Genomic DNA, 14,343 nt, shown 5'->3' with positions numbered 1-14,343 from the left:
ATTTTCTTTTGACCGCAATCTTCCCGGGAAAAGAATGCACGCATGAGTAGAAGTTCCTCCAACCAGGAAAAAGAAAAAAAGGAAAAGATCAAATCTCTCCTCAAACAAGCGGGAATCGGTCTTTTGATCGGCTTGACGATTGCGGTGATTTTGAGAGTTTTTCTTTTTTTCCCGTTTACGCTGGATACGAACGAAATGCTCCCCTCTTACGCTCCCGGTAAAAGAATTTATTTCTCCCGTTTTGTGGATCGTTCCAATTTGTATCTCGGGGATTTGGTTTTGGTCAAACATCCAACCCAGGAAGGAAAGGTGGTTTTCTCTAGAATCTCCGGTAAACCGGGCGATACGGTTCAGATGAAAAACAAGGTCTTATTTCGGAACAACAACCCGGAAACCGTTTCCGGTTCCGGAAACGGTTTTACGCTACGGTTCGAAGACAAACGCGGACCGTTTCCAGCAAGTTTTTCCGGAAGAGACAACGGAGAACCGATCATCCTGAAGGACAGGGATTATTTTCTTCTTTGCGATAACCGCGATTCCTGCTCCGATTCCAGGGACTTCGGCCCCGTTCCGATCGAGAGCATTCTAGGTAAAGCGTTTTAATCATTAGGGAAAATCAATATTCTAATATAGAGATTCTTAATTTATCTCCGATCGATTTTAGTATTTGACTTTGGAAAGAAATTATGTTATCTTTTTCCTCCGTCGTATTTTCGTTCAATCAATCAAACATGAAACTTTCGGAGCTTACATTTCAACTGATGGTGGAATCCGTTCCTAACGCGATTCTTCTCGTCAATAAGGACGGCAAGGTCGTCTATATCAACGGCCAAACCGAAAAATTATTCGGCTACAACCGTAGCGAACTTATCGGCCGAATGGTGGAACAGCTCATCCCGGAACGGTATCGGGAGAATCATCCTCACTTTCGAAATTCTTTTTTTCAATCTCCGCAAGTCAGGCCGATGGGCGCGGGAAGAGATTTATTCGGCCTTACAAAAAACGGAACCGAATTTCCGATCGAAATCGGCTTGAATCCGGTCGTGACCGCGGACGGAACGTTGGTTCTCGCTTCCATCATCGATATCACGGAACGGAAAAAAGCCCTCGAACGGTTTCGTTTGGTGGTAGAATCCGCTCCGAACGCGATGGTTTTGGTGAATCATGAAGGAATCATTTCTCTGGTAAACGATCGAACGGAAAAATTATTCGGATACGCCCGCGAAGAATTGATTGGAAAGAAATTAGAACTTCTTTTGCCCGAGCGTTTTCGCGCCAATCACCCGGATCATAGAAATCAATTCTTTGCATCTCCTTCCGTTCGTTCCATGGGCGCAGGAAGAGATCTTTTCGCTTTAAAAAAAGACGGAGACGAAATCCAAGTGGAGATCGGCCTGAATCCGATCGATACCGACGACGGACCGATGGTTCTCGCTTCGATCATCGACATCACGGAACGAAAGATCCAAGAGATCACGCTCATCCGCAAGAACGAATTAGAAGCGAAAAATAAGGAACTGGAACAATTCGCCTATCTCGCTTCTCACGATTTGCAGGAACCTTTGCGCACCGTCTCGAACTACATTCAAATTTTGGAAGAGGATTACGGAAAACAACTCGACGATCAAGGCACCAAACATCTGAAAACGATCGACTCGGCGACCAAACGCATGAGCGCTCTTGTCAAAGCGCTTCTTTTGTATTCACGAATCGGAAGAGATCGAAAGCTGGTTACGACGAATTGCCAATCCCTTCTTTCGGAGGTTTCCGCGGATTTGGAAAATTTAATCGGCCAAGCGGGAGCGATCGTTTCGATCCTGGACGATCTTCCCACGTTGAACGTGTATGAAGTAGAGTTCCGTCAACTCTTTCAGAATCTGATTTCCAACGCGATCAAATTTAGAAGGAAGAATGTTCCAGCCCGGGTCGATATCCGCTGCGTTCGACAAGGAGAGTTCTGGTTATTTTCCGTTCAGGATAACGGAATCGGAATCGATTCCAAACATTTCGAAAGAATTTTTTTCATCTTCCAGAGACTTCATCTCGAAAACGAATACGAAGGCTACGGAATCGGATTGGCAAATTGTAAAAAAATCGTAGAATTGCACGGTGGAAAAATTTGGATCGATTCTACGCCGGGAGTGGGAAGTACGTTTTCGTTTACGATTCCCAATCTAAATCTATGACACAAAGACTGAACTGCATTCTTCTCATCGACGACAACAAGGACGATAATTTCTTTCATGAACGAGTGATCCGAAAAGGAAACTACGCGGACCGGATTGTCACGAAACAATCGGCGGAAGACGCACTCGCTTTTTTAAAAAATCGGGATGCTTCTTCCGAACTGCGACCCGATCTGATTTTTTTGGACATCAATATGCCGGGAATGAACGGCTGGGAATTCCTGGAAGAATACAACAGGCTTCCGCCCGACTCCCAGGGCAAGATGATCGTCATGATGCTTACGACATCGGATAACGCGGACGACCGGGAAAAAGCGAAACGATTCGGAATCCTTTCCGGTTTTAAAACGAAACCTCTCACCGAATCCATGCTTCAGGAAATTTTGAAGGATCATTTTTAATTCGGAAGAAGGAAGGGCGTTCGTGAGTTGCGGATTTTTGCGGGAGTTCCCACACGTTGCTGTTCTACGAAATCATTTTGTTCCATCGTAGATTGGAAGGAGTTCCCACACTTTTCTCGTTGAAACGAAAAAATCCGATCGGATCACGGAAGATTTTCTTCCGCGTTAGCGGGTCGAAGGGCGCGAAGCGTTCCCGAAGAGAACGAGCGGGAATCCGCGAGCCCGGAGACACGCGACTCCGCGCGATCCTTCAAAATGAGATTTTGCTTCCCGACTTACCCCGCGCGGAGAAACGCCCGCTTTTTTAAAATTCGCCTCGAATTCTCCGGAAAAAACGGATTTTCAAGAGAATGTTCCGTGAAAATACTGTAACCAAATCTTAAAAAATTCTCCTCTGGAACGTTCGTTCTAAACGGAGAGATCTTGGATAAATCTTAACAACAAAGGGAAGAAAATGACCAGAATAGCCATCAACGGATTTGGAAGAATCGGAAGACTCGTTTTCCGTGCAGGAATCAAAGACCCCAATCTGGAATTTGTCGCAATCAATGATTTAGTTACTCCTGACAACCTGGCCTACTTACTCAAATACGATTCCACACACGGAAGATTTCAAGGAACCGTAGAACACACCGACAAAGAACTCATCGTTGACGGAAAAAAAGTTCTCTGCGTTTCCGAAAGAGATCCTGAAAAACTTCCCTGGAAAGATCTGAAAGTGGATTACGTAATCGAATCTACGGGACTTTTCACCGATAGAGCCGGAGCCGAAAAACACCTGAAAGCCGGTGCGAAAAAAGTAGTAATCTCCGCTCCTGCAAAAGACAAGGACATCCCCACTTTCGTAATGGGAGTCAACAACGAGAAATACAACGCGGCAACCGATCACATCGTTTCCAATGCTTCCTGCACTACAAACTGCTTGGCTCCGATCACAAAAGTCGTTCTGGACAACTTCGGAATCGAAGAAGGTCTGATGACCACGATTCACGCTGCAACCGCAACCCAACCTACCGTGGACGGACCTTCTAAAAAGGATTTCCGCGGCGGAAGAGGAGCGATGCAAAACATCATTCCTGCCTCCACCGGCGCGGCAAAAGCCGTCGGACTTTGTATTCCCGAAGTAAACGGAAAACTGACCGGTATGTCTTTTAGAGTTCCTACTCCGGACGTTTCCGTCGTCGACTTAACCGTTAGAACCACGAAAGAAACTTCTCTCAAAGAAATTTCAGCAAAGATGAAGGAAGCTTCCGAAGGTTCCATGAAAGGAATCCTCGGTTACACCGAAGATATGGTCGTTTCCAACGACTTCGTAAGCTCGACTCTTTCTTCCATCTTCGACATGGACGCTTGTATCGAACTGAATTCCAGATTCTTCAAACTCGTTTCCTGGTATGACAACGAGATGGGATACTCCAACCGAGTTCTCGATCTCATCCGCTACATGGCGAAGAAAGGTTAATTCATGGATTTACCTAGACTCGAAAACGTCGACCTCTCGGGAAAACGCGTTTTCCTGAGAGTGGACTTTAACGTTCCGATCGAGAACGGAAAAGTCACCGACAAAACCAGAATCGAAAAAACTCTTCCGACAATCGAACTTCTCCTCAAAAAAGGAGCGAGAGTCATCATCGCGAGTCACCTCGGAAGACCGAAAGGCCAAGCGAATCCGGAATTCTCCATGGCTCCGGTCGTAGAAGCTTTCAAGGGACTTGTAAAGGCGAACGTTCATTTCTCCAAAACAGTGATCGGTGACGACGCGGTAAAACTTTCCAAGGAACTCAAAGACGGAGAAATCCTCGTCATCGAAAACGTACGTTTCCATAAAGAAGAGGAAGAGAACGAAGCGGGTTTTTCCAAAAAACTCGCGGCTCTCGCCGACGTTTACGTCAACGACGCGTTCGGTGCGGCTCACAGAGCGCACGCTTCCACCGAAGGAATCGCGCATCTTCTCCCTTCCTACGCCGGTCTTTTGATGCACAAAGAGATCGTAGAACTTTCCGCTTTGCTCGCAAAACCGGCTCGTCCGTTCGTTGCGATCATCGGAGGTTCCAAGGTTTCTTCCAAGATCAAGGTTCTCAACAATCTCTTCGATAAAGTAAATCACCTTCTCATCGGAGGTGGAATGGCTTACACCTTTTTGAAATCCAGAGCGATTCCCGTGGGAAATTCTCTCGTGGAAAAAGATTTCGAAGTGCAAGCCTTCCAGTTGATCGAAAAAGCCGGAGTGGCCGGAGTCGATCTTCAACTTCCTGTGGATCACGTGATCGCGGATCAGTTCAGCGATAAAGCGAAGACCAAGTCCGTGGATAAGATGGGAATTTTAGAAGGTTGGATGGGAATGGACATCGGTTCCAAGACGGTTTCCAACTACGAAAAGATCATCAAGAACGCCGGAACGATTTTCTGGAACGGACCGATGGGCGTTTTCGAAATGGATAAGTTCGCAAACGGAACGATGGCAATCGCAAAGGCGATCGCTAAGTCCAAGGCTAAGACGGTTGTGGGCGGAGGAGATTCCATCGCGGCGATCAACAAGGCAGGAGTCGCGGACAAGATCACTCATATCTCGACAGGCGGAGGAGCTTCTCTCGAATTCATGGAAGGAAGAAAACTTCCGGGCGTCGAAGCGCTTCTGAAAAAGAACGAAGAATAACGTTTCTAAAAAACATCCGGGTCACTCGGCGTTTCAACCGATCGGACCTTACGTTTGCAATCCGGGCGTTTGCCCGGATTTTTATTTTTGGAACGCATTTTTTTATCCGCAATCAAACTTTCTATGAACGAAAAACGATCCCGATGAGATACATCTTCCGTGGATTGTATATCCTGATAGTTCTCCAAGCAGGGGAGGATTTATGATCTTTCATTCTTTATATTAGAAAATCGAGGCAAAGATCCATTCCCCCTTCGCCAAAAAGTCCTTGAAGCCTTTCCCCTTTCCTACAAACTCTTCCCAGCTTTAACGAAATTATCCGTCAAGAGGAACTCATGCGCAAAACTGTGATCGCCGGAAACTGGAAAATGAATCTCTCCGAAAAGGAGGCGATTTCCCTCGCTCAATCCATCAAAGAAAAAATTCCGTCCGTCTCTAAAGATAGAATCCCGATGGTATTCCCTTCCACGCTTCATCTCGCGAGTGTTGCAAAAATTCTAGAAGGAAGCGGAGTGATCGTCGGAGCACAAAACGCATATCATTCAGGACTCGCCGCTTTTACGGGTGAAACCTCTCCCGATCAACTTCGTGAAATCGGAGTCAAGGTCGTGATGATCGGACATTCCGAAAGAAGACAATTCTTGGGAGAATCCAGTTCCTTCTGTAACGAAAAGATCCGCTTTCTTTTAAAGAACGGATTCACCGCTCTTTACTGCGTGGGGGAAACACTGGCCGAAAGAGAAGCCGGTAAAACCTTCGAGGTAATCGGGGCGCAGATCCGCGAAGGACTCAAAGGAATCGAAAGCAACTCGTTCTCCCATTTGATCCTCGCCTACGAACCCGTTTGGGCGATCGGAACCGGAAAGGTGGCAACACCAGCGCAAGCTCAGGAAGTGCACGCGTTCATCCGCAAGGAAGTCGCGGGACTTTTCGTGGGAGCTTCCGAAGTTGCGGAATCCCTTTCCATCCTCTATGGCGGATCGGTAAAGCCGGACAATATCAAGGATTTGTTAAAGGAAAAAGACATCGACGGCGGCCTCGTGGGCGGTGCAAGTCAGAAGATCGATTCCTATGCGGGATTGTTTTAAAACGACCCGAAACGCGGTTTCAGGGGCTGCCGATGCGTATTTTCATTGCCACCTCTCGACGGCTTCATAATCTGGCAAAGGATTCAATTTTTTTCAGGAACGGATCATGTTAAACGGAGTCATTCTAACCCTTTTTGTTTTTGTTTCTCTTTTTCTGGTGCTGCTCGTGATGATTCAAACCGGCAAGGGAGGAGGACTTTTAGGAGGAGGCTCCAGCCAATCCGTTTTCGGTTCTTCCACAGCGGACGTTCTTACTAAGGCGACCCGAGTCACAGCGATTTTGTTTATCATTCTTTCGCTTCTTCTTTCCTTTCTCTTCGCTAAAAAAGAAGATAAGCTGATGCCCGAAACGGCTCCCGCTTTGACAGCGCCACCTGAGGAGACCAAAAGTGAAACCACCACACCTACTACGACTCCCGCTCCAACAGCGCCTGCAGGACAAACAAACCCTTAATTCGGACCGGAACGGTATCGGGGAAGAATTCTTTCGTTTTAGAAATTCTTCCTCGAACACAAGAACGATCGGTCTGTTCCAACGAATTCTTCTTTTAAGCATCGCGGTCTTTACGATCACGCTCTCTTCTCCTATCTTCGCTCAAAACAAAGAAGACGAAGCTCACAAAAATAAACCCACGGATACGGCTTCCCTATTAAACCGAAGAATTCTCAGAGTCTATGAAGATCTCGGAGCCGCGAGAGAACTTCTCAAATTGGAAAGAATGGAATCGCTGCCCAATGGAACGTACGTTACATTTCTTGGAAATTATCCGAACCGAAAAGGCATCAAGGTCGTAAAACATTCCATCCAAGAAGGAAAGAACGGAATCGAAAAAGCCGAAAGCAAATCCATTACGCTCGAGTTCACAGGAACCACTCTTTCCAAGGTGATCACCGAAGTGAAATCGGAGAACGCGGACGGCTCGGACACGACGCACATTCGTCTAACGGACGACACTCCTCTCGATCAAGACGTGGACGACATTCTGGTGCACGCGAACCGCAACGGAAAGGAAGTCCGTTATCCGATTCAGCTTCTTCCGGACGAAGGAATCAACCGAGAACGATCCAACTTCAAACAGGAATTTTATTTAAAGCTTCTCGAGGATTTTCTCGTTCAGATCTTGAGACTTAACGAAATGCAAAGTCAAGAATCCGCAAAAAATAAAAAAAAGTTACTGCAAACTTTTAAAGATTCTCTACAATATTGAATCTTCATGTCCTCGTTGCAGGAAAATCTCTTAGAAAGAGCCGGTGAATTACAATCCATCTTGGATGGGATTACCGAGCCGTTGGTATTGATCGATCCGGGATTTCGCATCCGGAGAGTAAATCGATCCACGTTAGAATTTTCCGGTCAACCGTCCTTTTCCTCCATTATAGGGAAGAAATGTTACGAGGTTCTCTACAATCGCGGGGACGTTTGTCCGTATTGTCCGATGAAGGAAATGCGGCCGAACGAAGAGAACTTCAATCAATACTTCGAAGTTCCCCGCTCCGACGTGAACCGCGAAATCTTTCACTCCGTCAAAGAACAAAAAGAAACCCTCTACTTGGACTTTTATCCGATCGAAAAGGACGGGATCATCGGCTCCGTTCTGGAAAAGGTAAGCAACATCACGCGCATCAAGGAAAAGGAAGAGGAGAACCTTCGCATCCGGAACCTCGCTTCTCTCGGAATCTTTATTTCCGGAGTGGCGCACGAACTCAACAATCCTCTGACAGGGATGAGTCTAACGTTGCAAAGCCTTCTGAACAACCTGACTTCGATGGACCCCGACTTCTTCCGTAAACGTCTGGATATGATGAAGGAAGACCTCACCCGCGCGGCGATGATCGTTTCCGACATCATCAGTTTCGCGAAACCGGACCGCCTCGTAACCACCGCGGCCGACATCTACGAAACGATTCAAAAAGCGAAAGAGAACGTAGTCTGGGTGTATCCCGTTCTTTCCAAAAACATCACGTGGGAAATTCTCTGCGAACCGGGAACGACGTTTCAGTTCAATCCCGTCAAGATGGAACGTCTTTTTATCAATCTATTTAAGAATTCCCTGCAGGCCTTCGATTACGGAGAAGGAAAAATCCGCGTGGAAGTTCGTAAGACCAGAAATATGGTGCATATCATCGTCGAGGACAACGCCGGAGGAATTCCGGACAATCTCATCGACAAGATATTCTCCCCTTTCTTTACGAAGAATAAAACCGGAATCGGAACCGGGCTCGGACTTTCAATCTGCCATTCCATTGTTCGCGAACACAGCGGAGAATTGTCCGTAAAATCCTTCGAAAGAAAAACACGTTTCAGAGTTTCCCTGCCCTTCACACAAAACCACGGGTATTCCTCCTGATGTACAATATTCTAATCGTTGAAGACATTCACTCGATCCGAGAAGCGATCAAAGACTTACTCTCCGGCAAATACCGGATTTTCGACGCCGAAAATTACGACGAAGCGATCAAAATTTTAAGAAGCGAAGAAGTCCATCTCGTAATCACGGACATTCGTATGCCCGGTAAAACCGGACTCGATTTGATCAAAACGATCCAACACGAATTTCCGCACGTTCTTTACGCTCTGATGACCGCCTATAACATCAACGATTACATCAACTTCGCTTATAAACACGGGATCTGGAACATCATTCCCAAGTATTCCTTTCTCGACATCAAACTGATTTCGGTGATGGTTCATAAACTTCTCACCAAAGAAATCTTCGGCGTGGAAAAATATTTCGGACCCGAGTTTACGATCCAGGAATCGGGAGCCGAGGATAGGGACTTTTCCGTTCCCGCGCCGGACAGCATCGTCTACAAAAGAATTTATTCGGACGAACAAAGAAACTTTCTCTGCAATCGGATCGCAAAATTTCTCGTAGAGAAAGGAGCGCCTAACGCGATCAATCAGATTCTGGAAGAACTCACGTCCAACGCGATGATCCGCGCTCCCCGCGACTCGAAAGGAAATTACAAGTATCAGTATGAACTTCCCTCTCGCGATCTTGTCATTCCGTTGGAAAACATCCAGCTCGCTGAATCGGACTTTTTTGAAATCGGATACGGGATCGCCGAAAGCACGTTTATCATCGTGATCCGGGATCATTTCGGTTCTTTGGATAAGAAGGAGATTTTAAAGAGACTCGATCGCCATATCACCGTGGACGAAGCGACCGGCTTTCCTCCGGGGCTTGCGGATTCCCACGGGAGAGGGTTGTATATTTGCAGGGAGATTTCCGATCAATTGATCTTCAACATCGAAAAGGAAAAAAGAACCGAGATCATCGCCTTGCTCGACAAACAAGGCAATAAAAGTTACAAATCTTTATCGATCTACGAAGTCTAACGCCCGTTTGAAAAGGACGCTCAAGAACTTGATTACTTGCGCGTTTTTTAAAGTGCTACCTTGATACTTAAAATGCGGCTCTCAGCGATCCGATCCGAATTCAAATTCCGTTTTAAAAGACAGAATTCAATTTTTTGAATATAGAATCGATCGAACCAAGTCCGAGAAAAGTTTAAAGATTCCGATATAAAAAAAGTTCCTTTCCCGTTTCCAAAACGACCGATCCTTTTTTGCCGGAAGGAAAGGCTCTCACGGGAAGATCGGAACCTTTGATTCTTTCCTTTTTCAGAATTTTTCCTTTTTCGTCCAAGAATACGATTTCCTGATTCACTTCCGCGATAAACCAATCCCCGTTGTGAAACGCGGTTTGATAGACTCCGTTTCCGGAATTTCGTTTTTGATCGAGAAGTTTTTTACCGTCCGCATCGTAGAACGCGAGTTTGTCGGGCGCCGAAATCAAAACTTCGCCCGCGTCGGAAACGGCAAGATAAAGTTTGTGAGGATAGATCGCGTCGAGTTCGAAGGATTCTATCTCTTCTCCCTTTTCGTTTAACAAAAGAATTTTGTCCTTGTTTGCGTTCAACAAATGGATCGCGGTCTTCGTTCCGTCCGGCGAAACGGAAAGACTTTTTGCAAACACGGGACTTTTTTCCGAACCGAGATCCTTTTTGATTTTGATCCCGCCTTTCGCGTCCAAGACGAACAATTCGCCTCCTGAAAAGAGAACCCCCGTGATTTGGGAATCGCTCGCAAAACAATAGTCCGTCAAAAATCTCCCGTCCAGTTTACCCGCGCCGGTTCCGTTCCCGTTGATATCCGAAAGGATCACCTGATTGTGATCGCCGGCGATCAGTAGAACGATGTTGCCGGAGGGAGAAATTCTCGGATAACTCCGAAACTCTTTCGTCCATAGAATCTCGTTCGAAGGAGAATAGAAATTCACTTCGGCGCCGATCTTTTTGTATTCGAGATAACCTTTCGCATTAAACGGATATTCGATCCGTTTCGAATCGTCGGTTGCGATTCCATCCGAAGCCGCTATAGTATAATAGGAATTCTCGAACTTATAACCGTTCAAAGCCTCGTCCGGGTTCCAAGCGAAACGTCCGTCGGGAACCATTCCGGCATGTGCGGGTTTGGAAAACGCCCAAACCTTCTGGATCCCGGACGCTAATGGATAAGGATTTCCTAATACATAAAAGAATAATATCGTAAATACTATGCTGAATCCGGCTACGGTGAGAAGTCTCATGGTTTCTCCTTGAGAAGATTGTATAAAAGATAAATTCCGGTGAACGCCGCATATTCGCGAAACGAGGCTCTTGGAAACGGAAAGTAATGTTCGTGAACTTCGGTCGTTCCGTTTTTACGAGCCACTCCGAAATACACCAAGCCCACTTTTTTCTGAGGGGTTCCCCCGCCCGGTCCGGCGATGCCAGTGATGCTGACCGTAAGATCCGTGTTCAGACGTTTCAAGGCGCCCTCCGCCATTTCCAACGCGGTTTCCCGGCTCACCGCTCCAAAGGCGTCTAACGTTTCTTGTCTAACTCCGAGCACGCCCGCCTTTACGCTATTGTCATACGAAACGATCCCTCCGAAAAAATATGCGGAAGAACCGGCGCGGTCGGTGAGAGTTTTTGCCATAAGTCCGCCCGTACAGCTTTCCGCCGTTCCGACGGTAAGTTTTTTCTCGAGTAGAATTTTCGGCAATTCATCGAAAACGTCCGGAGTCGATTTGGCTCCGTACACTTGATCGATCCTGTTAAGTAAGGATTCGACAAGATCGCGGTCCGAGGATTGGAAACTCACCCGGATATATCCCCGCTTTGCTGCTACTCCCCAGACGACTTTTCCGCTCGTTACGGCTTCTTCTTTTGAAATAAATTCTTTCTGAAAAAGGGATTCGCTCATCCACCAGATAAAACGAAATCCGGAATGAAGTTCCTGTGCGGAGAAAGTTTTCGAGATCCAAGGGGCGAGTTCGTCGCGGAACATTTCCGTCATTTCTCCGGGAACGCCGGGCATACAACAGAGCTTTGCGTTTTCGCCTAACGCGACGATAAAACCGGGAGCGATCCCCACTGTATTGTTCAAAATGACGGAACCATCGGGAACAGAAACCTGACGGAGCGCGGTTTGCATCGCTTCTTGAAAGTTTCTTCCGCGCAGCCTGTAAAATGCCTCTAATCGTTGTTTGGCGACCGTGCTTTCAACGGGAACTACTCCATTGAGTTTGCATGCGACTTCCAGCGTGTAATCGTCCTCGGTCGGACCAAGACCTCCGGTCATTACCAATAAAACGGGCCGGTCCTTTCCGGATTCTTTTGCGAGTTTGGAAATCTCCTCTTGCAACACAATCGGATCGTCCGGTAAAACCAGGAACTTGGAAACCGTAAATCCCAAACCGAAAAGTTCGTTCGCGATCCAGGAAGAATTCGTATCTTGACTTCTTCCCGAAGTCAGTTCCGAACCGGTGGACAATACGACGATCTTCGGTGCGTTCATCAACTTTCCTTGTCCATCCTTTCCGGTGCGGAAACTCCGATCAAAGCCAGTCCTTCCGAAAGAACGTTCTTAGCAGCGAGACAGATTCTTGCAAGCCCCAGACGCACGGATGGAGAAGCCTCTTTGAGGCGATTATTCTTGCCTAGATAAAAACTCGTGAAGGTTTTCGCGAAGCTCTGCAGATAGTTCGTAACCCGATGCGGTTCCATCGCGTTAGCTGCGTCGAAAATTTCCTCCGGAAACCGGGCGATCCAGAACAGAAGTCTTTTTCGTTCATCAGACATTTCTAATGTAGCGGCGTCTTCTTTAGAAGTTTCGTTTCCGACTTCGCGAAATATCGAACAGATTCTCGCGTGAGCGTATTGCAGATAAAAAACGGGATTCTTATCCGATTCGTCCTTTGCAAGATCGAGATCGAAATCAAGTGGAGCGTCGAGAGAACGCATTACGAAAAAGTAACGTCCTACGTCTCTTCCGTTCTTACCGAGAAATCCGATGAGATCGCTCATTGTCTGGAACGAACCCGCGCGTTTGCTCATCTTCACCTTTTGTCCCGATTCCAAAAGATTGACTTGTTGAGCGATGATGACTTTGAAGTTTTCCTTTTTGTATCCGAGGGTTTGAACCGCACCCGTTAGTCTTGCAATGTAACCGTGGTGATCCGGTCCCCAGATATCGAGGATCCGATCATATCCCCTTTCGATCTTATTTTTATGGTAGGCGATGTCCGCGAGAAGATACGTCGGCCTGCCGTCGTCTCTTACGACGACCCGGTCCTTGTCGTCTCCGTATTCGGTGGATCGAAAAACCTTCTTACCTTCCTCTTCGAAAATTTTTCCGGAAGCCTCGAGATCCTTCATCACGGACAAAACCTTGTTTGCGTCGTGAAGCGTTTTCTCGCTGAAGTAATTATCGAATTCCACTCCGAACGCATCCAGATCCTTTCTTTGCCAAATCAGATTACTTTCGACGGTCCAGCCGGAACAAAGTTCCGCGAGTTCGCGGTATTTCTTTTCCTTGAGGAGAATTTCTATCTTAGCCGACTTTTCCGAATCCCGCAAAAGAGAACTTGCAATATCCTTAATATACTCTCCCCTGTAACCTTCGGATGGAAGAATGTTCTTTTCCAGAATCGTTTCGATCGGAGTCTGATCCTCGGCTTCCTGAATCGAAGACGCTTCTCCCTTGATTTCGCGAATCCGAACCAGAGTCGAAACGCCGAGAAGAAAAACCTGATTCCCGTAATCGTTGATGTAAAATTCCTTATCGACCTTGTGACCGATCGCCTTCAACAAGGAAGCCATCGCATCTCCGTTAGCCGCCGCTCTTGCGGAAACGATATTAAGAGGACCTGTCGGATTTGCCGAAACGAATTCAAGATTGATTTTCAAAGGATCGAAAACCTTCGGAAAAAAGTTTCCCGACAATACGGACGTTTCGATAAAATGGAGCAAGAACGACGGAGCGATTCTGAAATTTACGAAACCGGGGGGAGTAAAATCCACCGTCTCGAATAGATCGGTTCTTTTTTGCAGGATCGCGACGAGGCCTCCCGAAACCTGCACCGGATTCTTTTTTAGAATTTTAGAATTTTCTAATGCAAATGAGGTCGAGTAATCTCCGAACTTTTCATCTCTGGAATATTCGATCTTGATTTTTAAAGCGTCTTTGTCTACGTCTGGGAAGGAGGAAACGAGGGACCCAACCCCTTCTTCCAGGGCTTTTAATACGATTTGTTTTAAAGTTTCATTTTCTTTCATTAAAATTTACCGAAGATTTATCGAGAACGATACGAGTGGAACGAGCCCTTTCTGATCTCAAGAATAGAATTTGTAGGAGGTACGACAATTTTTTTGTAAAAGTTCGGCCCCACCCGCGTTTGGGTGGTGGAGGAGAGGTGGCGGGAAAACCTCGGCTCCAATCTCCCTATCAGAGAAATTGAATTTTTGAAAGCCGAAAATTTTTCGCAAAAATGTAGGAACTCCAACACGATTCTTCTCTTAAACTTTAATTCCTTTCTAAACATTTTACCGTTTCATTGAATCAGAATAAAAATAAGCCGCTACATTCATTTTCTTTCATAAGAACCTGACGAGTAATACTTAAAAAACAAGTCACTGTATTCTTCCTTCCAAATATTCAAAAAAAAGCGCCAGAACCTCGCAGT

At 46.4% G+C, this 14,343-nt stretch carries 13 protein-coding genes; 10 read left to right on the top strand and 3 right to left on the bottom strand.

Translation table 11 applies throughout. The features are described from left to right. The first annotated feature begins 42 nt into the window (after window positions 1–42). The 10 genes from lepB to LFX25_RS07445 all read left to right on the top strand — a co-directional run bounded on the left by lepB (window position 43) and on the right by LFX25_RS07445 (window position 9,671). On the top strand, window positions 43–603 hold the full coding sequence (gene lepB, locus LFX25_RS07490) for a signal peptidase I (protein WP_238729692.1): 561 nt from the start codon (window positions 43–45) through the stop codon (window positions 601–603). A 128-nt stretch (window positions 604–731) separates the two neighbouring features. Then, window positions 732–2,186: a PAS domain-containing sensor histidine kinase gene (locus LFX25_RS07485; protein ID WP_255717864.1), complete on the top strand. Its 1,455-nt coding sequence runs from the start codon at window positions 732–734 to the stop codon at window positions 2,184–2,186. Continuing rightward, a complete protein-coding gene (locus tag LFX25_RS07480) occupies window positions 2,183–2,587 on the top strand; it encodes a response regulator (protein ID WP_238729691.1) in 405 nt (134 codons plus the stop codon). Before LFX25_RS07485 ends, LFX25_RS07480 begins: the two co-directional genes overlap by 4 nt. A gap of 454 nt (window positions 2,588–3,041) precedes the next feature. Then, window positions 3,042–4,049, top strand: a complete 1,008-nt coding sequence (gene gap, locus LFX25_RS07475) for a type I glyceraldehyde-3-phosphate dehydrogenase (protein ID WP_135780998.1) — start codon at window positions 3,042–3,044, stop codon at window positions 4,047–4,049. 3 nt (window positions 4,050–4,052) lie between these two features. Further along, the gene (locus LFX25_RS07470; RefSeq protein ID WP_238729690.1) at window positions 4,053–5,243 is read left to right on the top strand and encodes a phosphoglycerate kinase; all 1,191 of its coding nucleotides are present in this window, start codon (window positions 4,053–4,055) and stop codon (window positions 5,241–5,243) included. 335 nt (window positions 5,244–5,578) lie between these two features. Beyond that, window positions 5,579–6,331 (top strand): triose-phosphate isomerase, encoded by a 753-nt coding sequence (tpiA, locus tag LFX25_RS07465; protein ID WP_238729689.1) that lies wholly within the window; start codon window positions 5,579–5,581, stop codon window positions 6,329–6,331. A gap of 106 nt (window positions 6,332–6,437) precedes the next feature. Then, entirely contained in the window at window positions 6,438–6,785 is a 348-nt protein-coding gene (gene secG / locus LFX25_RS07460) for a preprotein translocase subunit SecG (protein WP_238729688.1), read from the top strand. Window positions 6,786–6,885: 100 nt separating this feature from the next. Then, window positions 6,886–7,539, top strand: a complete 654-nt coding sequence (lenA, locus tag LFX25_RS07455) for an endostatin-like outer membrane lipoprotein LenA (protein WP_238731539.1) — start codon at window positions 6,886–6,888, stop codon at window positions 7,537–7,539. 6 nt (window positions 7,540–7,545) lie between these two features. Further along, complete coding sequence (locus LFX25_RS07450) at window positions 7,546–8,679, top strand: LIC_12097 family sensor histidine kinase (RefSeq protein WP_238729687.1); 1,134 nt, start codon at window positions 7,546–7,548, stop codon at window positions 8,677–8,679. Further along, window positions 8,679–9,671 carry a response regulator transcription factor gene (locus LFX25_RS07445; protein ID WP_238729685.1) on the top strand — a complete coding sequence of 331 codons (993 nt, stop codon included), beginning with the start codon at window positions 8,679–8,681 and terminating at the stop codon, window positions 9,669–9,671. Before LFX25_RS07450 ends, LFX25_RS07445 begins: the two co-directional genes overlap by 1 nt. A 172-nt stretch (window positions 9,672–9,843) precedes the next feature. On the opposite strand, the gene LFX25_RS07440 is transcribed toward LFX25_RS07445, so the two are convergent. From LFX25_RS07440 to argS, 3 genes are read right to left on the bottom strand one after another with little or no spacing between them, the layout of a single operon-like run. Further along, window positions 9,844–10,923, bottom strand: a complete 1,080-nt coding sequence (locus LFX25_RS07440) for a WD40 repeat domain-containing protein (RefSeq protein WP_238729683.1) — start codon at window positions 10,921–10,923, stop codon at window positions 9,844–9,846. Next, window positions 10,920–12,176 carry a nicotinamide-nucleotide amidohydrolase family protein gene (locus LFX25_RS07435; RefSeq protein ID WP_238729682.1) on the bottom strand — a complete coding sequence of 419 codons (1,257 nt, stop codon included), beginning with the start codon at window positions 12,174–12,176 and terminating at the stop codon, window positions 10,920–10,922. Before LFX25_RS07435 ends, LFX25_RS07440 begins: the two co-directional genes overlap by 4 nt. Next, window positions 12,176–13,936, bottom strand: coding sequence for an arginine--tRNA ligase (gene argS / locus LFX25_RS07430; RefSeq protein ID WP_238729680.1), 1,761 nt, complete (start codon window positions 13,934–13,936; stop codon window positions 12,176–12,178). Before argS ends, LFX25_RS07435 begins: the two co-directional genes overlap by 1 nt. Window positions 13,937–14,343 lie beyond the last annotated feature (407 nt).

The sequence above is a fragment of the Leptospira sanjuanensis genome, from assembly GCF_022267325.1.
GTDB classification, from domain to species: domain Bacteria; phylum Spirochaetota; class Leptospiria; order Leptospirales; family Leptospiraceae; genus Leptospira; species Leptospira sanjuanensis.
This window is presented reverse-complemented; position numbering and strand designations above follow the sequence as displayed.